Origin of the sequence: Lacrimispora algidixylanolytica (assembly GCF_003609635.1) — a bacterium.
Taxonomy (GTDB): Bacteria; Bacillota; Clostridia; order Lachnospirales; family Lachnospiraceae; genus Lacrimispora; species Lacrimispora algidixylanolytica.
Genome location: NZ_MCIA01000031.1, coordinates 164,521 through 182,557, shown reverse-complemented (window position 1 = coordinate 182,557; position 18,037 = coordinate 164,521). Strand labels below are relative to the sequence as shown.

At 36.2% G+C, this 18,037-nt stretch carries 18 protein-coding genes; 16 read left to right on the top strand and 2 right to left on the bottom strand.

Going from position 1 to position 18,037, the window contains the following annotated elements; genetic code table 11:
- Positions 1–14 precede the first annotated feature (14 nt).
- The 3 genes from BET01_RS15935 (at position 15) to BET01_RS15925 (ending at position 2,425) form a co-directional block, all read left to right on the top strand.
- On the top strand, positions 15–416 hold the full coding sequence (locus BET01_RS15935) for an iron chaperone (protein ID WP_120197798.1): 402 nt from the start codon (positions 15–17) through the stop codon (positions 414–416).
- A gap of 30 nt (positions 417–446) precedes the next feature.
- Positions 447–1,391 (top strand): helix-turn-helix transcriptional regulator, encoded by a 945-nt coding sequence (locus BET01_RS15930; protein ID WP_120197797.1) that lies wholly within the window; start codon positions 447–449, stop codon positions 1,389–1,391.
- A gap of 80 nt (positions 1,392–1,471) precedes the next feature.
- Entirely contained in the window at positions 1,472–2,425 is a 954-nt protein-coding gene (locus BET01_RS15925) for a phosphotriesterase family protein (RefSeq protein WP_120197796.1), read from the top strand.
- 410 nt (positions 2,426–2,835) lie between these two features.
- On the opposite strand, the gene BET01_RS15920 is transcribed toward BET01_RS15925, so the two are convergent.
- A complete protein-coding gene (locus tag BET01_RS15920) occupies positions 2,836–3,804 on the bottom strand; it encodes a carotenoid biosynthesis protein (RefSeq protein ID WP_120197795.1) in 969 nt (322 codons plus the stop codon).
- A 159-nt stretch (positions 3,805–3,963) separates the two neighbouring features.
- Between BET01_RS15920 and BET01_RS15915 the strand changes: the two genes are divergently transcribed.
- The 8 genes from BET01_RS15915 (at position 3,964) to BET01_RS15880 (ending at position 10,543) form a co-directional block, all read left to right on the top strand.
- Positions 3,964–4,530, top strand: a complete 567-nt coding sequence (locus tag BET01_RS15915; protein ID WP_243117249.1) for a TetR/AcrR family transcriptional regulator — start codon at positions 3,964–3,966, stop codon at positions 4,528–4,530.
- 460 nt (positions 4,531–4,990) lie between these two features.
- The gene (locus BET01_RS15910) at positions 4,991–5,290 is read left to right on the top strand and encodes an MGMT family protein (RefSeq protein ID WP_120197794.1); all 300 of its coding nucleotides are present in this window, start codon (positions 4,991–4,993) and stop codon (positions 5,288–5,290) included.
- 93 nt (positions 5,291–5,383) lie between these two features.
- Complete coding sequence (locus BET01_RS15905) at positions 5,384–5,695, top strand: DUF3601 domain-containing protein (RefSeq protein WP_120197793.1); 312 nt, start codon at positions 5,384–5,386, stop codon at positions 5,693–5,695.
- 131 nt (positions 5,696–5,826) lie between these two features.
- Positions 5,827–7,146 (top strand): MFS transporter, encoded by a 1,320-nt coding sequence (locus BET01_RS15900; protein ID WP_120197792.1) that lies wholly within the window; start codon positions 5,827–5,829, stop codon positions 7,144–7,146.
- 117 nt (positions 7,147–7,263) lie between these two features.
- A complete protein-coding gene (locus BET01_RS15895) occupies positions 7,264–7,959 on the top strand; it encodes a response regulator transcription factor (protein ID WP_120197791.1) in 696 nt (231 codons plus the stop codon).
- 4 nt (positions 7,960–7,963) lie between these two features.
- Entirely contained in the window at positions 7,964–8,833 is an 870-nt protein-coding gene (locus tag BET01_RS15890) for a sensor histidine kinase (protein WP_120197790.1), read from the top strand.
- 94 nt (positions 8,834–8,927) lie between these two features.
- Positions 8,928–9,854 carry an ATP-binding cassette domain-containing protein gene (locus tag BET01_RS15885; protein ID WP_120197789.1) on the top strand — a complete coding sequence of 309 codons (927 nt, stop codon included), beginning with the start codon at positions 8,928–8,930 and terminating at the stop codon, positions 9,852–9,854.
- Positions 9,842–10,543: an ABC transporter permease gene (locus BET01_RS15880; protein ID WP_120197788.1), complete on the top strand. Its 702-nt coding sequence runs from the start codon at positions 9,842–9,844 to the stop codon at positions 10,541–10,543. Before BET01_RS15885 ends, BET01_RS15880 begins: the two co-directional genes overlap by 13 nt.
- A gap of 399 nt (positions 10,544–10,942) precedes the next feature.
- On the opposite strand, the gene BET01_RS15875 is transcribed toward BET01_RS15880, so the two are convergent.
- Positions 10,943–14,038 carry a glycoside hydrolase family 2 TIM barrel-domain containing protein gene (locus tag BET01_RS15875; protein WP_120197787.1) on the bottom strand — a complete coding sequence of 1,032 codons (3,096 nt, stop codon included), beginning with the start codon at positions 14,036–14,038 and terminating at the stop codon, positions 10,943–10,945.
- 157 nt (positions 14,039–14,195) lie between these two features.
- Here BET01_RS15875 and BET01_RS15870 point away from each other — a divergent pair, with 157 nt between their 5' ends.
- The 5 genes from BET01_RS15870 to BET01_RS15845 all read left to right on the top strand — a co-directional run bounded on the left by BET01_RS15870 (position 14,196) and on the right by BET01_RS15845 (position 18,001).
- A complete protein-coding gene (locus tag BET01_RS15870; RefSeq protein WP_158585084.1) occupies positions 14,196–15,026 on the top strand; it encodes a helix-turn-helix domain-containing protein in 831 nt (276 codons plus the stop codon).
- A 439-nt stretch (positions 15,027–15,465) separates the two neighbouring features.
- Positions 15,466–15,702 (top strand): integrase core domain-containing protein, encoded by a 237-nt coding sequence (locus BET01_RS15860; RefSeq protein ID WP_408610173.1) that lies wholly within the window; start codon positions 15,466–15,468, stop codon positions 15,700–15,702.
- A 196-nt stretch (positions 15,703–15,898) separates the two neighbouring features.
- A complete protein-coding gene (locus tag BET01_RS15855; RefSeq protein WP_456298619.1) occupies positions 15,899–16,756 on the top strand; it encodes a sialate O-acetylesterase in 858 nt (285 codons plus the stop codon).
- A gap of 63 nt (positions 16,757–16,819) precedes the next feature.
- On the top strand, positions 16,820–17,341 hold the full coding sequence (locus BET01_RS15850) for a PadR family transcriptional regulator (protein WP_120197783.1): 522 nt from the start codon (positions 16,820–16,822) through the stop codon (positions 17,339–17,341).
- A gap of 243 nt (positions 17,342–17,584) precedes the next feature.
- Entirely contained in the window at positions 17,585–18,001 is a 417-nt protein-coding gene (locus BET01_RS15845; protein WP_120197782.1) for a GFA family protein, read from the top strand.
- The last annotated feature ends 36 nt before the right edge of the window (positions 18,002–18,037 follow it).

Genomic DNA, 18,037 nt, shown 5'->3' with positions numbered 1-18,037 from the left:
TAGGTGAATCTTAAATGTGGCAATGTCCAAAATGTAATCAGGAATTTGAAAAGGAAGATCAAAGTCATCTTTGCAATGAGACTTCAAAATTAATCAATGACTATATTGATGCACAGGCGGAGGAGGTTCAGCCGCTTCTATATCAGGTCAGAGATACAATTCGTGCCGCATTGCCGGATGCACAAGAACGAATCTCGTGGAGGATGCCAACGTTTTGGAGTGGACGTAACATAATCCATTTTGCTGCATTTAAGAAACATATTGGAGTATATCCTGGAGTGGAGGCAATCGTAAATTTCAGGGACCGTTTGACAGAATATAAGACTAGTAAGGGTGCGATCCAGTTTCCTTATGACAAGCCTCTTCCTCTCACCTTGATTGCGGAAATTGCAAAATGGTGTTATGAAACGCAATAGAATGATTCGATTCAGAATTGAGAACTTTATATGAAAAAAACAGAGAGACATAATGGAATCATCCATTTATTAAGAGCGCGGAAAAAAATGACTGCAAGTGAGTTGGCTCGCTATTTTGAAGTGAGTGAGCGAACGATTTACAGAGACATAGATGCACTTAGCCAGCTTCGTGTACCCATTGTTTCCTATGAAGGTCTGGGTGGTGGCTATGAAATTGATTCTTCTTACTTTATTCCTAGTATTAAACTAAATGAGAAGGAAATTTTAATTTTGCTAATGTTATTAAAGGCAGGTGAAGAATTTCGTATCCCCAACATGACGACAGACTATAACCTGCTCAGCAGTAAATTAATTAATGTCTTATCGGATGAAGAAAGAGGTAAGGCGGCGCAGGTGATATCTCATATCGAGTTTGATATCATAAGAATTATGCCAAAAGGTTATATTCATGATGTGTTAACCCCTTTATTAGATGCGTTTTGGAAGTCTTGCGACCTGCAAATAGGTTATCATCATCCAGAGCGTGACGAAACAGAGCATCGAAGGTTCTCTCCAGTAAATCTGTTTTTTGAAAATGGCGGCTGGTATCTTGCTGGATATTGCCATATAAGACAGGAAAAGCGAACCTTTCGGCTTGATAGAATCGTATCAATTACATGTTTAGAGGAAGAAAATCTCTATTTAAATAGTCCATTGTCCTTACCCCAAAATGATAAGTTTTTATGGCATACTTATGAACTAATTATAGATCCCTCTCTTTATCGAGTGATTAAAGAGGATATTTATCTCCAATTTGCAGATGTAAAAAGCACAAACGATGGTTTGCATCTGACTGTTAAAACTCCCTTTAAAAGCGATATATGCAATCTGGTTTTAAGTCACCCAAAACAAGTGACCGCCCTAAAGCCGGAAGCGTTTCTAAAAGAAATTGAAGAACTAAGCCAAGCAATCTGTAAAAAATATTTAAAACCCTGACACTCTTATGTCAGGGTTTGTTTGTTATGATTCTATATTGTAATGAATAAAACTTAGTGTAGAGTAAGGGAGAAAGAAATATGATTTATACAGCAAGAGGACCAATTCATAAGAGTGAGCTTGGAGTTACATTAGGACATGAACATATTAAGTGGGAGACAGATGAATTTAAGGCGAATACCATGTATTTCGATAAAAAGTATCAGGAGGATAGCATACTCTCAGATTTGAACTACATTGTGCCCATTATGCTTGACATCAAAGCCAGAGGGGGAAGGAGTGTTGTAGAGACCTCTCCACCAATTGGCGGGCAGAATGTGAAGTTGTTAAAGATGTTATCGGAACAAGTTGACATGCACATGATTCCATGTACCGGTTGGAACATGACGAAACAGTTGTATGACGTGTTCCCATTGCATTTTGAAGAGCAACTGGCAAACCGCTGGATCAAAGATTTTAAGGAAGGCCTTGATACAATTGATGGTATTGTGATTCGTCCTGGGCACATTAAGCTATTGCTTGATAAAGGGCAGTTGTCAAATTCGGATAAAGCAATGTTGATTGCAGCAGTGAAAGCCAGCAAAGAGACAGGTATGCCCATTCACTGCCATATCATGGAGGCTAAAATGGTACATGAGGTCATGGAAGTGCTGGATAGAGAACATGCAAACTATGATAAATTTCTTTGGGCTCATGCTGATCAAGAATCCAATAAGGAAACGGTTAAGCGAGCGGCGGAAAAAGGTATGTGGATTGGAATTGACAATGTAAGAAAGGGAACCAGCCCTGAGAAGTTTGAACTCTTAAAATATGTTATGTCACTTAACTATGCACATAAGGTGCTGCTTTCACAAGATTACGACTTTTACTCTGAGGGGAAAGAATCTTTAGAATCGCACCCTTGTACCTCCATCTTTGACGAATTCATTCCTTACTGTTACGAACATGGTATTAAGAAGGAAGAAATAACCCGTATCATGACAGAGAATCCTGCGAATTTTTATGATATGGATGCGGTTGAAAGTCAAAAATAGGGGGATTATAATAGCCCTTTTTATAGAGGACATCTGAGATTTTCATTGGCTGCTAATTAATGGCTCATTGTAATAAGACAGCATAAAACTCTATTGTGCGTTGATTGTATCCAATACGCTTTGCTGGGCTTTGCACTGTAAGAACGGAAGATAATATTTACTTTAAAGGAATTAGGGGTTATATTTTTTTCTGATTACTATTGGCAAGTTACTAAGTAAACTATGGTACCGCCGTATACCGAGCGATACGTACGGTGGTATGAAATGTCGGCTACTCAGTTAATGGGTAACCTCCTATCCGTTTTATCTTAGAAAGTAGCTAAGGGCTTAACACACACCACACATTCTACACAGGCAGCAAGCCCTTACTGCTTACTTATTGAAATATTTATCTAACTTGTTGGGAATACTTAATTTCTTAGAAAAAACTTTTTATTCAAAATATAAATTCCACACCAGCCTATCAATAATAACAATTCTGCCAGGACAACAAGCCATAGTACCTCCATATACCCACCCAAAATACAAAATAAGGTATTAATCAAAGGAAAACCCAGGAAAGTAAACATAATAGGAAAATCTTTTCTGAAATTCAAAGAGCAAACAAACCGACGATCCCAGAACTTGACGAAAGCTAACACTAAAATTCCCAATGAAATTACAGAAAGAGAAACTAACATTACCCATTGCATATTAGACGTTCTGTTGAAAAATGGTCCCATATAATTAAAGAAATTGGATATAGGTGAAACCAAACAAATTAGAGAAAGGATGGAAGCCAAAAATGGATATAGATAACCAATTAGATTACTGTAGCCTTTCTTTTTATGCCACCATTCACCGATTAAAATAAATATAGTCCAGTATCCGGCTATATAGATCCATCCAGTAAAATTCATGACAGGTTCCCCATATATTACAGGTTCACCAGAGATCGGGTAATAACTCCACCTGCCAATGATTCCTTCTGAAGTTTGGAAAATTTGTTTTACTGCCACTGGATCCAGTGAAAAGTCAAAAATCATAGCAGTAAGCCCAGTAATGAATGGTTTAGTCCATGACGGTATATTTATGGTCTTCAAAACACGTAACGTTGAGTAAATGATAAGAAACTCGATAATTGGAACCGTTATTGGTACATTGAATATCATTAGGATACTGCGTCCATATGAGTAAAAACCTTCTTTCCCAATAGACCCCATAAATACAGCAACATTTTCAAAGGCTGCGGCGTAGAAAAAGACAAAGCATATGAATTGCATTAATACAACCTTTGGACGCTCTTCGTTATTAATTATATAAAAAACCATTAAAGTGGCAATGATTAAAACTAAAATATCTTGAATCATCCATACAGGAACTAGCGTTATACTTCCCATTGTTTTACCTCCGTTTAAAATTATGATTGAGTTGAACGTTCAAATATATTATACTAACACAGTGTTACTTAATCAACAGCCAGTTCGATAACATTACGTTCGATAACTTACAAATTGTATAAGTGTTGTTCGTTTACTGATTTATCTAGAAAGGATATTATGGCATACGAAAAAGCTGACCAACGAGTGAGATATACAAAGATGGTTATAAAAAACAGTTTACTGGAACTTATGAAAGAGCATCCGATCAGCAAAGTTACAGTTACAGATATATGCAAGAAAGCAGATATAAACCGCAATACTTTTTATTCGCATTATGCAAATCAGTTTGAACTTCTATCCAATATTGGAGATGAGTTGTATGAAGAAATCAGACAGGTTGTGGAACATACTATGAACCTTGAAGCGTCTGGAAAACTATCATATGAAATTTGCAAGTATATAAAAGCAAATAGTAATATATGTGAAGTATTATTTTCAGAGAATGGGGACAAAGAATTATTAGAACGTATTCTTTATATCAGCCACGATATAAATATTGATAAATGGATGAAAGAAGTTAAATATTTTGATCCAAACTTATTTGATAAATGGTATACATTTACCGCATATGGCAGTATTGCCATAATAAAAAAGTGGGTTAAGAGTGGAATGAAGGAAAGTCCTAGCAAAATTGCTGCTTTTATTGATAAAGCGACAGAAGCAGTATCGAAAGATTTTTATTAGTGCACTATTTCATGATGATAACCGGTAAATTTTACTATACCGTAAGAGCAAAAGAGCGTTTGCTTGGAACTATGAAACGTTTAAAAAAACAAATTTAGAAATATACCCTGCTGCCAAGGCCCCACCAGCTTTAGGTGGCTTCTTTATCGACCGTTCAATGCATGTTGAGACGGTTTTTATGTTTTTAAGGTCTAAACTCTATGCTCTTTGGAAACAGTGCAAAGGACTGATTTCAGAAATAGCGTGTGTAGTTTAGACCTACGTAGGATTAGAATTTGCAGTTTCATATTTCCATATAAGTCATTGACAAATTTAAATTAAGCCGATTTTGCATATGCGTTTGACTACTAAGATTGAGAAATATATAATACAAGAAAGTTATAAGTATTTGGTTAAGCTATTATAGATGCTTCTGATAGTAATTGGGATACCTTAAAATAAATAAGGAGATACGTTTTATATGACACAGTTTACTGAGGAAATTCTCATAATAATAAAGGGAATACCATATGGGAGGGTTATGAGTTATGGACAGGTTGCAAGACTTGCAGGAAATGCCAGAGGAGCGAGGCAGGTAGTCAGGGTACTTCATTCAATGACTGAGAAGTACAATCTTCCTTGGCATCGTATCGTTAACTCGAAAGGTAAGATATCAATTACAGATAATAAACATGCAGCTACTCAAAGAGAACTTCTTATTTCGGAAGGTGTAGAAGTATCTGAGGACGGATACATAGATATTTCAACATATGGAATATGAGATCAATCATATTGCGATTCAATAAGCAAATGGGTATGTAAGGTGATATTCTTCTCATAAAGATTATGTACAATAAATAATTGAGGTGTATCAATGACTGGGCCAAAGAAAATTGGATTTTGGAGTGATCTTAAGGCTGAAAATATAGGAAAACAAAGAGGATTTCTATATAATGGCCATAAATATCGTGTTATAAAAGACTTTATTGATTACGATGGTACAACGCATAATAAAGGTGAGGTATGGACGTTCTTGGCATACTCATTTAATTACTATGATAATGGTTTACAATGGTTTATTACTTTTGATGGTGACGAAGAATGGTCGATTCCTTTGTTTTTAGATGATATGGAGCAACAAGATATAGATAGTCATCCTGAAGTTTATATTGAAGTATACAACTAATATTTGAACTATTATGAGCATATTGCAAAACAAAAAGATTTAGATGTAAAATCACTAAAATCAGTTTTAAACTGGTGATTTTTACATGCATCAGTTGAAGCAGTCATATAAACCATGGAATGGAGAAGCCAGTGAATACAGCACAAAAAATAAAAGCACTGTCAAGGCACCCTTTAATTGAGTTATTAAAAAATAACAAAGGAAATCCAAGAACTCTAATCTTAATGGAGCCTCTATGGGGAATTCCATATAACTTAATCGCACCTTTTGCTACACTGTACATGTACACGCAGGGAATCACTGACGTTCAAATCGGACTGATTCTGTCGATTGCTATGTTTGTGCAGGTTCTTTTTTCCTTCTTTGGAGGTATCATCACTGATAAGCTGGGGCGGAAATTTACGACCATGATGGGAGATTTCTTTGGCTGGGGAATTGCTTGCCTGGTATGGGCAATATCGGGTAACTTTTGGCTCTTTTTAATTGCAGTTTTGTTTAACAGTTTTGAACAGATTAACCAGACCGCATGGTATTGCTTATTGATTGAAGATACAGATTCCAAGGATTTATTAGGAATATATACCTGGGTAAATATAGGTGGTCTGGTTGCTATCTTTTTTGCACCAATTTCAGGATTGTTCATTAATTCCTTTACCGTGGTTCCGGTTGTCCGTGTTTTATATGTTATCTTTGCTGTAAACATGATGATTAAGGTGATTATTACTTTTCGGCATTGTGAGGAAACACGGCAAGGAAAGATTCGTATGGCTGAAACGAAAGATACCTCAGTGTTACAAATGTTATTTGAATACAAGGATCTGATACCCAAAGTACTTATAAATAAAGAAATTATGAAAGTCCTTTTTGTCTCTGTGATTTTACATATAACAAATCTTGTAAATACCAACTTCTTTAGCTTGTATGTAACACAAAGACTGGGCATAGCAGATCGTTATTTGGCTTTTTTCCCTATTCTAAATGCGGCTGTGATGCTGATTTTCATGATAGGAATACAGCACCGTCTGGAATCTGTGAAATTCCGGATACCTATGTGGATCGGTCTGGTATTATATGCGGCTTGCTCGATTCTTCTGATACTCAGTCCCATCGGCAGTATGCCGTTTATTATTATTTATGTTTTTGTAGCGGCGGTAGCCAGTGCCCTTGTGGTGCCGCGTAAAGATGCCTTGCTCCAATTGAACATTAATCCAAAGGAGCGTGCTCGCATTAATGCGTTGATCATGTCCTTTACCATTGCATTTGCCTCACCATTTGGCTACTTAGCCGGCTGGTTATCAAGCATTGACCGCCGCCTGCCATTTGTGTTTACATTTACCATTTACATTGTAGCAATCATTATTGTTGGTCGGATTCGTAATCCTGAATTTTCTAACGAGATTAGGGAAGCTGATGATTCTGTGACTCTTGGTACGGATGATGTAACTCGATGATAGCATATATAATCCCGGAATCAGTTATTATAAACATGGAAACAATAGCTTTATTTATGCAGAATATTTTCATTTTTCTGATATTATTCTGTACTTGCTAGGAAGGAAAATTGAAAGATGAAAATATTATTGGTGGAAGACGATAAAGAAATTAGTGAGATGTTAATCGATTTTCTTCAAATGGAAGGTTTTGAAGTCCAAAGTTGCTTTGATGGAGAGCAGGCAGTAAATACATTTTTCAACGGGTTTTATGACTTGGTGATTTTGGATTTAATGCTGCCCAAAATCAGCGGATTGGAGGTCATGAAACGGATCAGAAAGGAAAGTGTGGTTCCTATTATAATTTTGTCCGCTAAGGATACGGAATCAGACAAGATTTTTGGATTGGGACTGGGGGCGGATGATTATATTACGAAACCATTTTCTCTTACGGAGGTGCTTGCCAGAGTGAAGGCAAATTTGAGGCGTACCACCCAGTATTCTTCCGGTGGGGAAGCTACCTCTGTTTGTCTTGGTCTAGGAGATTTGGAGATGAATCTGGAAAGTCACACAGTGCACAAAAATGGGCTGGCAGTGGACTTAACAGCTAAGGAATATGAAATTCTTCGTCTGCTTCTTTCCAATCCGAAAAAGGTTTATACCAAGGCACAGCTTTATTCTTCCATATGGCAGGATGATTATTTGGGTGATGAAAATGCCGTTAATGTTCATATTAGCCGTCTTCGCACAAAGATTGAGGATGATCCCAGAAGGCCAAAATATATCCTTACCGTTTGGGGAATTGGATACAAGCTGGGAAGTTTGAAGGAGTGAATTCATGTCCCTATTAAATAAAAAGATTTTAAAACAAGTTCAAAATATTGCTGATGAACTGAAACGGATTTTAGATGAAAATACGGATGAAAAAGTGATGATATTTACAGAAGATAAGGAAATCAAACATCTTCTGGAACAGATCAATCGCACGCTGGAAGACAGGCAAAATGCAAATGCCGGTTATCGCAGATCGGTATTAAACACCAAACGAATGCTTTCTAATATTTCTCATGATTTGAAGACGCCCCTGACCGTTATCATCGGTTACTTGGAAATGCTTTTGATGCAGGAAACGCTTGAAAAGGATAAGATAAGAAAGGTTTCTCATAAAGCCAACGAATTAAAGGAACAGATTGACCGTTTTTTCACACTTGCCAAACTGGAAGCAGGAGATACGGTACTAACTATGTCCAAAATAAACTTAAATGAATATTGCAGGGAAACCATTATTGATTTTTATAATATTTTAACTGAGAAAGAATTTGAAGTGAACATAAACATTCCCGACCCTCCTGTGTTTGTTTATGCGGATCGGGAAGCATTGGGGCGTATTCTTAACAATCTGATTAGCAATGCTGTCCGTTATGGAGATGCAGGGCATTACCTGGGACTGACCCTTCGAAGGGAGGACAATTTTGTCTTTGTGGATGTCATTGACCATGGGAAGGGCATTGCATCTTCAGAAATACCCCGTGTATTTGATCGTCTCTATACGTTAGAAGATTCCAGGAACCGGGAGATCCAAGGCAATGGGTTAGGTCTTACCATAGCAAGGAGTCTGGCAGAAAAAATCAATGGCACACTAACTTTAAAGAGTATTCAGAATGAGGAAACCATATTCACTTTAAAACTCCAGCAGTTCAATTATTGAAACTTTTTTTGCGCGAAAGAAATTCGTAAGATTTATTCAAGAGTTTTGAAGAAATCACATGCTAGAATTTTGGATATGGAAAGGAAGTGACAAAATGCAGACAATTTTAACAACAGATCATTTAAACAAACAATTTGGTGTAGAAACCATTGTATCCGATTTAAACATGCATATCGCAAAAGGAGAAATCTATGGCTTTCTTGGGCCAAACGGCGCAGGTAAAACAACGGTGATGAAGATGATCACCAACCAGTGGAAACCAACTTCAGGAGATATCATTTTATTTGGTGAGAAACTGCTCCCTGATTCATATTCATTTTTAAAGCGTATGGGAAGTATGATTGAGTTTCCGGTGTTTTACAATGAACTGACGGCGGAAGAAAATTTAAAACTCCACTGTGAATATATGGGCTATTACAGTCCCGGCAGCGTGGAAAAGGCATTGTCCCTACTATCTCTGTCAGATACTAGAGGAAAAAAGGTGAAGGAATTTTCACTTGGAATGAAACAGAGGTTGGGTATTGCAAGAGCCGTTCTTACAAAGCCGGAATTTATGGTATTGGATGAACCCACCAATGGCCTTGATCCGGCAGGTATGAAACAGCTCCGTGATCTGTTCCTGATGCTGTGCAAAGAGTATGGAATGACCATTCTTATTTCCAGCCATTTGCTTTCTGAAATCGAAAGCATTGCACATACCATAGGAATCATTCACAAAGGCAGGCTGGTAAGAGAAATTTCTATGAAAGAGATTTCGGAAAAGGGGCTTGAGTATCTGGAAATTAAAACACCGGAGACAGCAAAGGCGTCTTATATTTTTACAGAACGTCTTAATATTTCAAATTTTAAAGTGTTAAATGACAATCGTATCAGAGTTTATGCCAAGCAAGCCACGTCCCAGGAGATAATGAAGGCGTTAACAGAAAATCAGATTGAAATTCATGGGTTCCATTCCCAGTCGGAGTCTTTGGAAGAGTATTTTCTGAAAGTGACAGGAGGTGAGAGCGAATGTGGAAATTAATTCGGCTGGAATGGAAGAAGAATGATACGAATAAATATGTTATAAATCAGGCTATTGTAATTGCAGCTCTTGGACTTATTTTATTTACCATGTGCTATTTAGTTCCGATTGATACTGAAGCAGGAATACCGGATTCCGTACCGGAAATAGAGAATATGGCAGTGCAGATTGATTTGCTTACCAATCTTTCATTTTTGATTTTTACTTCAGCCATGCTGTCTTCCTTTATTATCAAGGCATATAAAAATAAAACTCAGAGCCTTATGTTTAGCTATCCCATCTCCAGGAAAAAAATAATTCTATCTCAAATGATGGCAGTATGGATTATCTGTGTAGCAGCTCTTTTCCTTGGAAAACTGCTGATTTATCTACTATTGTATTTGACCTCCTTGGTAAAGGACGGTTTTCCGCTTGGTTATGATATGACAAGTGTAAGTTTTTATATACAGATTATCTTAAAGACGATTCTTACAGTGTCCCTGGGCTTTATTACTTTGTATATAGGGAAAAAGATGAGGTCATCAAAGGCAGCAATTATTTCTTCTTTTTTATTGTTTTTCGTTATGAATGGAAACATAGGAGACTTGTCTTTAAGGGGAAATACAATTCTACCAGTCTTGTTATTAGGTGTTTCTCTGCTTTGCGGATTTCTTACAATGCACAACGTTGAAAAAGAAGATATAATGTAAATTACTGTACGAATAAGTACTTGTGCATGGCAAAATGCAGGATAGAGCATAGGGCTTTCGCTAGATCCGAACTGTGTTTTACAGGAATCCAAATAACCGTATCAACACATGTTGAAGCGGTGATAATGATGACGTATTGTGGTTTGGATAAGAAAAAATAGGGGTTAGACCACAACAAGTTGTGGTTTTTGAACTAAAAATGAGCAAAAAACGGGGCTAAAAAATGCAGTTTTCGGCCCCGCTTTTTTGGCTCTTCCACGGATGACATAGGAGGTTTCGCAGTTATCGTCAATTGCTAATATAATAGGTCTACACATTCTACTTAAAAGGTTAATCGTAATCGCATATATTTGCAAACGTGCACCATTTCCGAAACGTGCAATTTCACCTAAGGTTTCTTTATATCGCCTCAATTACAAATTGATAATGATAAAATCCTTTCCCGATGCAATATTCAGGATGTATATTTTTTGTCCAGCCATTATCTCCGCCTACGCCGGCATGTTTATAATCCAAATTCAAATAAATCTTATAATCTTTTAGAATTTCATCCTCATAAGCAGCAGCATCGCACGCTGCGATTGAATAGTCATGAATATCAAAGTGGAATGGTTCGGCACCGGAAACATACAATCCATGTCCTTCCCTGTTACCTACGGTCAGATATCTTACATCTTCTTTTCCGCCGCACTCCACCGGTTTAATATAAGGGGTATACTGCTCAGAGAGAGTACTGCTATAGCAACGAATCATTGCTGATGTTTTTCTGTCACAGTAATTTTCCCAGGGACCTCTTCCAAACCAGGTTATATGATTATTGTCAGCAGGAAGAACAAAGGTAAGACCAATTCTCGGAATTGTCTTAGATGAACAGTTATTAACTACTGTCTTATTAATTTCGATGCCTTCACTTCCAATCCTATATTGTGAAGATACTTTCAGTTTTCCATCTTGGTAACAAACTTCAGTAAAAATAAATACTTGTGAATCCGTTACGGCTGTTTTAACACTTGATACATTTATTATCAGATTATTGAGTCCTTCTTGTTTCCATTCACTGGCATAATTTCTCCCTGAATCTTTTGTACCTTCATCAATTCCAGTTACAGGCCTGTAGAAGTTATCTTTACCGCCCGTCATTCTCACCTTTCCTTTCAGTACTACTTTTTGAAAAGTACAGGTTTGTTTATTAAAACAAATCTCAGTATTCAGTCCGGTGATGATAATTTCATCTTCTACTTCCTTCATGGCAATCTTTTCACCAGATATGTTGCTTTCCTTCTTTGTAAATACAGAATGCTCCATCGGAAACTGTGAGGTATAAATGACATAGCCCGCTTCAGCATAAGCTGTATTTTCTCTTAATGCTGCTTTAATATTAAGGTAAGCTTCTCCGTAGATTTTATTCTGTGTCATCGGTAGTTCCAGAAGTTCCATTTCTCCTGCAGCGGTTAAATATTGCTTTAGTTCTCCTTGTTCAATTATGTTACCTTCGCATTCCAACTCCCAGGTAAACCTTAAATGACTGAGATTCATAAACTGGTAGTTATTTTTTATCATCATATATTCACTGCCATAATGCGGATGTACATAATTAATAATCTTAACTGGTGACTGACAATTCTTAATCTCATTGGCAGCTGGCTTCCAAGTGAGATCCGGTAGTACTACTCCATTCAGACACATATCTTCTACGGGATCCACAATCGCTTCATGAAAAGCTCCTCCATAGACATATTTCCTGGCTCCATCTTCCTTTCTTTGTGTCAATGCCTTATCTTGAAAATCCCAGATAAATCCTCCTTGAAAACGAGAATATTTATCTACCAATTCCCCAAAATCCATGAAATTACCATTGCTATTACTCTTTGCATAGGCATATTCACACATGATGAAAGGCCTTAAATCCGTCATATCTGACATCTTTCTTTCGATCCAGTCTTTTGAAGGGTACATCGGTACGTTAATATCCGTAATATTTGATCCAGGATTAAAAGATTCATATTGAACATATCTGGTTTTATCATATTCTTTGATCCATCCATACATAGCAGCATGATTCATACCATACCCTGATTCATTACCAAGGGACCAGAGAATTATGGAAGGATGGTTTTTATCTCTAAGAACCATTCGAGTAGCACGTTCCATATAAGCAGCAGTCCATTCAGGAGAGGAACTTAACTGACCACCATAGCCATGTGTCTCAAGATTCGTTTCATCAACAAGATAGATCCCAAGTTCGTTGCACAGGTCATACCATTGGTTCACATGTGGATAATGGCTATTGCGAACGGCGTTAAAATTCAACTGCTTCATACAGATAATCTGTTTGCGCATATATTCATCTGTAATATATCTTCCGGTTTCAGGGCAAAATTCGTGTAGATTAACACCTCGTACAATGAGACGTTTTCCATTAATATAAAGGACCCCATCCTTAAGGATTTCAATTTTACGAAAGCCCACCTTTGAACTTTCTATATCTGTGATATTTCCGGCTCCATCAATGGTCTCCATAACCAAAGTATATAAATACGGATCCTCAGCCGACCATAAATTTGGTTCCATTACTTTAACAGATGTAACTGCTGTAAACTTGGGCATCAAATAGAAGCCACATTTTGCATAAGGCTCACTTTGTAGTGTAGTAACTAATTCTTTTTTCGCATTATATAAGCTTAATTTAACAAAGCTTTCTCCATAACCTCTTACTGTATTATTCGGAACAAGCGTAATTTTCAATTCTGACTCTTTAAAGTTTCCATTCTCAAATAAGGTTTCAATCTTATAGTCAAATATACGTTGCTTTGCTTTCACACAAATTCTAACATCACGATAGATACCGGATAAATGCCAATAATCTTGATCCTCGAGATAAGTACCATCGCAGAATTGAAGAACTTTTACTGCCAGAACATTAGTGCCCTTTTTAACCGCTTGAGTAATGTCAAAAGAAGCATCCAACTTGCTGTCCTGTGAATATCCAATTTCAATGCCATTTACATAGAGATAAAAACAGGATTCAACTCCTCCGAATTCAATCAATATGTCTTTACCTTCATAATAATCGGGAATTTCAAAAGTAGTGCGATAACACCCCGTCAGATTTTTCTCTGGTACATAAGGTGCATTTAGTTCTACTTGTTCCTTTGCAATTTCCAATTCAAAATGTGAATCAGCTCCTTCTCTTTCAAAAGGATATAACATATTCGTGTACACCGGTTTTCCATATCCATGAATTTCCCAATTGGAAGGTACCGGTATCATATCCCAATCTGTATCTACATAATCAATATTTTGAAATCCTTCTGGTACTTTGAAAGGACTTTCTGATAGCATAAATCTCCACATTCCATTCAGACTTTGTACATACTTTGAAACTGATCGATTGCACTCTAATGCCTGTTCCACTGTTTCATATGCTCCATAGGGTGAATGTATCGGATAACGATTTTTCTGTGTTACATATTGATTTTCCCAATCTCTGCTCATAATGTCCTCCTCTTTGTCACATTTGGTAAGGTTATATCATAATTTAATTACTTGTACTAATCTAACACTTATTATAAAATGAGATAGTCCATTGCTAAATGTTTTGTTTGGTTAATCTTTTATCCAAATTGGTAATCAAAAGATAGAAAGGATGCTTATGAAGCTTGAAATGAAAAAAGATGTAATTTATCGTTGCATCGGAACAGATTTCACGAACGGGATATTAGCCTGTGGTTATATGACAAAACCAACAAAGGATCAATCTCAATATGATTTTCTTATCGATTATTACAGTTGCTTTCTATTATTATCCGGTAACGGATTTTATTATACTGCTGACAATGAAAAGCTTCCCATCCAAGCAGGTGATTTTGTACAAAGAATCCCAGGGGTTATCCACAGTACAGAAGTTGTCCCTGATGGAAACTGGCTTGAATTCTTTATCAGTTTCGGCCGTTCAACCTATAATTATCTAAACAGTCTGAATCTTATACCTACTGACACACCTGTTGGAAAAGGTGGTTTTAAAGATACTACCATTCAGAAATCATCTAGACTGTTAACCTTATTAAAAGAGGCAGATGATTATGATCTACCTCTCTTATCTCTTCAGGCTCAGGAGTTACTTTTAGCAATACTGATATCTAAAAATAGGAATTCTGGTGAAGATTTATTCAAGAAGTCTATGGAAGAAGCCTGCCAGTTACTGACTTCAGAAATCAGCTCTGAGATTTCCTTAGAAGAGGTTGCTGCTAAAATAAATATGAGTTATGAGAATTTCAGAAAACACTTTCGTAAATATATTGGAACCTCACCGTCTCAATATCGCATTGAACAGCGTATCAAGCACGCTAAACTCATGCTTTTATCCGGCATTCCTATTAAAGAAACTGCTATACTTACCGGATACAGTGATACCTATTCCTTTACAAAACAATTTACGCATTCAGTAGGTATATCTCCCGGACGTTTTAAAAAAGAGAATTAAATCAAAGAAATTAATCAATTTTACAAATATGATATGGCGATCAGGTGTTATATCTGGGCATAGTGTAAACAGTGGGAGCGAATTGCTATCTATAAGAGGAGTGTCTATGAATTCAACAACGTTATTGGTGGCCAGGCAATATCGACTTCAGCAATGGGCTGATCAAATCCGAGAATGTCAAAACAGATCTGCTGGAGTCTCCGTCAAAGAATGGTGTAGCCAGCATGAACTTACTACAGCCAATTGTTACTATCGTTTAAGGGAAGAGCGCAAGGCCCGCCTGGATCATATTTCATATGATGCGATTTCGCAAAGTATAGTTTCAGTTCCGTGATTTCAGAACAACCAGTATTAATCAAAAGTGGTGTACAGACATCACTTATATTTCTACAGCTAAAGAGGGATGGACCTATCTTGCATCCGTTATGGACCTTCATAGATGGAAGCCAAACATATAATTCACTCATTCAGTCGAAAAGGAACCCCATATGACAATGCCTGCATAGAATCCTTCCATTCATTATTAAAGAAAGAAGAGATAAATCATCAAAAATTCCCCGATTTCAATACAGCCCGCAAAGCAGTATTTGAATCTATTGAATTCTGGTACAATAAAAAAAGAATTCATAGTGCAATCAATTATATGACTCCCCAGGCGGCTCATGAAGTTGTCTGATACTCAGTAGCAGAAGTTAAATGATATTGACACAAGTCTATCTCTCTGCATCGTCTAAAATATATTTTGGCCTTACTTCTAAGAAAAATATAGTTGACAATTAGTCTAATTAGACTAATAATGAATTAAATAAGTAACTACTTAACATTTATTAGAAATGGAAGCATTTATTCATAAAGATTAAACAAAAGAAAGGATGAAAAAAATGATAAAATCGTTTTTAATGATAGGACAGTCAAATATGGCTGGACGAGGGTTTATTCATAAGGTGCCCCCGATTTATAATGAAAGAATACAAATGTTACGTAATGGTAGATGGCAGATGATGACTGAGCCCATCAATTATGATCGTCCAGTTTCAGGAATAAGTCTCGCCGGTTCATTTGCAGATGCATGGTGTCGTCAAAATCAAGAAGATACTATTGGTCTAATTCCTTGTGCTGAAGGTGGAAGTACACTGGATGAGTGGGCTGCAGACGAAGTGCTTTTTAGACATGCAATAACGGAAGCTAAATTTGTTATGCAAAGCAGTGATTTAACAGGAATTCTATGGCATCAAGGAGAAAGTGATAGTGCTAATGGTAACTACAAAGTATATTATAAAAAGTTATTGTTAATTATTGAGGCTCTTAGAAAGGAGTTGAATTCTCCAGATATTCCAATTATTATTGGTGGCTTAGGGGATTTTTTAGGCAAAGAAGGATTTGGAAAAAGTTGTACTGAATATAATTTCATCAATCAAGAGTTACAAAAATTTGCTTTTGAACAAGATAATTGTTACTTTGTCACAGCATCAGGCTTAACTTCTAATCCTGATGGTATTCATATTGATGCAATTTCTCAAAGAAAATTTGGTTTACGATATTTTGAAGCCTTTTCTACTAAGCAACATGTATTGAATCCGTTAAATAATGAAAATGAGTTGATAAATCTTAGTCATGCTAGAATACATACCAAAACAGAAATGATATATATAAAAAGTATGGAGTTTGCATTAGGAAAAATATCATATGAGGAATTTGTATCTCAAGTTATGCAAATCAACAATGATTAAACCTTATAATTATGAAATAACTATTAATAAAATTTTCATGAAGAGCATAAATGAGGTGTTTTTTTGATACCATTACTAATTTTAGGTTTATTAAAACAAAACCCAGGTTCTTACGGATACGAATTATTATCCTTAATGGAAGAGAGACACTATAAATATATAGTAAATTTCACTAAAGGGTCGTTCTACTACAATCTTCAACAATTAGAAGAAAAACAATATATTAAAAAAGTTAACCAATCAGACAATACAAGAGAGACGAATAATTACATCATCACTGAACTAGGAGATAGGGAATTTGAAAAATTGATGTATAAGTATGGTTCTAAGACAGAGTATATAAATTTATCTTTTTATGTAGCAATGCTATTTACTAATGAATATAAAAATGAGGAGCTAACAAAACTAATAGAAATACAAATTGAACAAACAAAAAAGAAAATTTCTTTATTAGAACAATCTATTCGGCATGTTGAAACTATTCCGACTTATTTTAGAAAAATGTTAGAAAATTCACTTTCTCATCATTTAGTAAATGTTCAATGGTTTGAAGGACTGTTAAAAGATTTAAGAGATGAAAATTAACTTAAGGAGCATCTGTTATTTAGAACTGTGTAAGGATAAGTTAAAGAGGGTATGTGCGAATCGAATTATGGAGATATCGTTTCTGCGTGAAACAACAAAGACTTGTAAAATGAACAATTTCAAAAATTCTAGCTTGTAAATATTTTTGCGTATTGGGATAACTCACGACCACTGCTGCATGCAGAATGTATTGTCAAACTATGTCTGATATAAAAATACTAGATTTTGAAAGGAGTTTTGATTGTGATATACACAGGATCATGTCTTTGTGGTATCGTTACTTTTGAAATACAAGGTGATTTTGAAAATTTTTTTCTTTGCCATTGTGGACGATGCCGTAAGGATACAGGTTCAGCTCATGCAGCCAATCTGTTTTCATCAACAGCCAGGTTAAGATGGCTGTCAGGTCAAAATAAAGTGAAAACTTTTAACTACCATTCAGAGGGACACATAAAAAGCTTCTGCACTGAATGTGGATCGGCACTACCTAATATTCAATCTGACGGAAAGCTACTGGTTGTTCCCGCAGGCTGTATTGACAGTGTCATATACATAAAACCACAAGGGCACATCTACTGTGCAAGCAAAGCAAGTTGGGATAATGATTTAGAGAAAGTACCAATGTATAAAGAACTCCCAATGGATGAAAAAGAAAAATAATCTGCCACCAAGGAGTAACTATGTCTTGACAACATC

Excerpts from the sequence above, each read along its gene's own strand:
- BET01_RS15895 (WP_120197791.1), top strand. The coding sequence starts at position 7,264 with ATGAAAATATTATTGGTGGAAGACGATAAAGAAATTAGTGAGATGTTA.
- BET01_RS15905 (WP_120197793.1), top strand. The coding sequence starts at position 5,384 with ATGACTGGGCCAAAGAAAATTGGATTTTGGAGTGATCTTAAGGCTGAA.
- BET01_RS15910 (WP_120197794.1), top strand. The coding sequence starts at position 4,991 with ATGACACAGTTTACTGAGGAAATTCTCATAATAATAAAGGGAATACCA.
- BET01_RS15885 (WP_120197789.1), top strand. The coding sequence starts at position 8,928 with ATGCAGACAATTTTAACAACAGATCATTTAAACAAACAATTTGGTGTA.
- BET01_RS15920 (WP_120197795.1), bottom strand. The coding sequence starts at position 3,804 with ATGGGAAGTATAACGCTAGTTCCTGTATGGATGATTCAAGATATTTTA.
- BET01_RS15880 (WP_120197788.1), top strand. The coding sequence starts at position 9,842 with ATGTGGAAATTAATTCGGCTGGAATGGAAGAAGAATGATACGAATAAA.
- BET01_RS15860 (WP_408610173.1), top strand. The coding sequence starts at position 15,466 with ATGGAAGCCAAACATATAATTCACTCATTCAGTCGAAAAGGAACCCCA.
- BET01_RS15930 (WP_120197797.1), top strand. The coding sequence starts at position 447 with ATGAAAAAAACAGAGAGACATAATGGAATCATCCATTTATTAAGAGCG.
- BET01_RS15870 (WP_158585084.1), top strand. The coding sequence starts at position 14,196 with ATGAAGCTTGAAATGAAAAAAGATGTAATTTATCGTTGCATCGGAACA.
- BET01_RS15875 (WP_120197787.1), bottom strand. The coding sequence starts at position 14,038 with ATGAGCAGAGATTGGGAAAATCAATATGTAACACAGAAAAATCGTTAT.
- BET01_RS15890 (WP_120197790.1), top strand. The coding sequence starts at position 7,964 with ATGTCCCTATTAAATAAAAAGATTTTAAAACAAGTTCAAAATATTGCT.
- BET01_RS15935 (WP_120197798.1), top strand. The coding sequence starts at position 15 with ATGTGGCAATGTCCAAAATGTAATCAGGAATTTGAAAAGGAAGATCAA.
- BET01_RS15915 (WP_243117249.1), top strand. The coding sequence starts at position 3,964 with ATGGCATACGAAAAAGCTGACCAACGAGTGAGATATACAAAGATGGTT.
- BET01_RS15925 (WP_120197796.1), top strand. The coding sequence starts at position 1,472 with ATGATTTATACAGCAAGAGGACCAATTCATAAGAGTGAGCTTGGAGTT.
- BET01_RS15855 (WP_456298619.1), top strand. The coding sequence starts at position 15,899 with ATGAAAAAAATGATAAAATCGTTTTTAATGATAGGACAGTCAAATATG.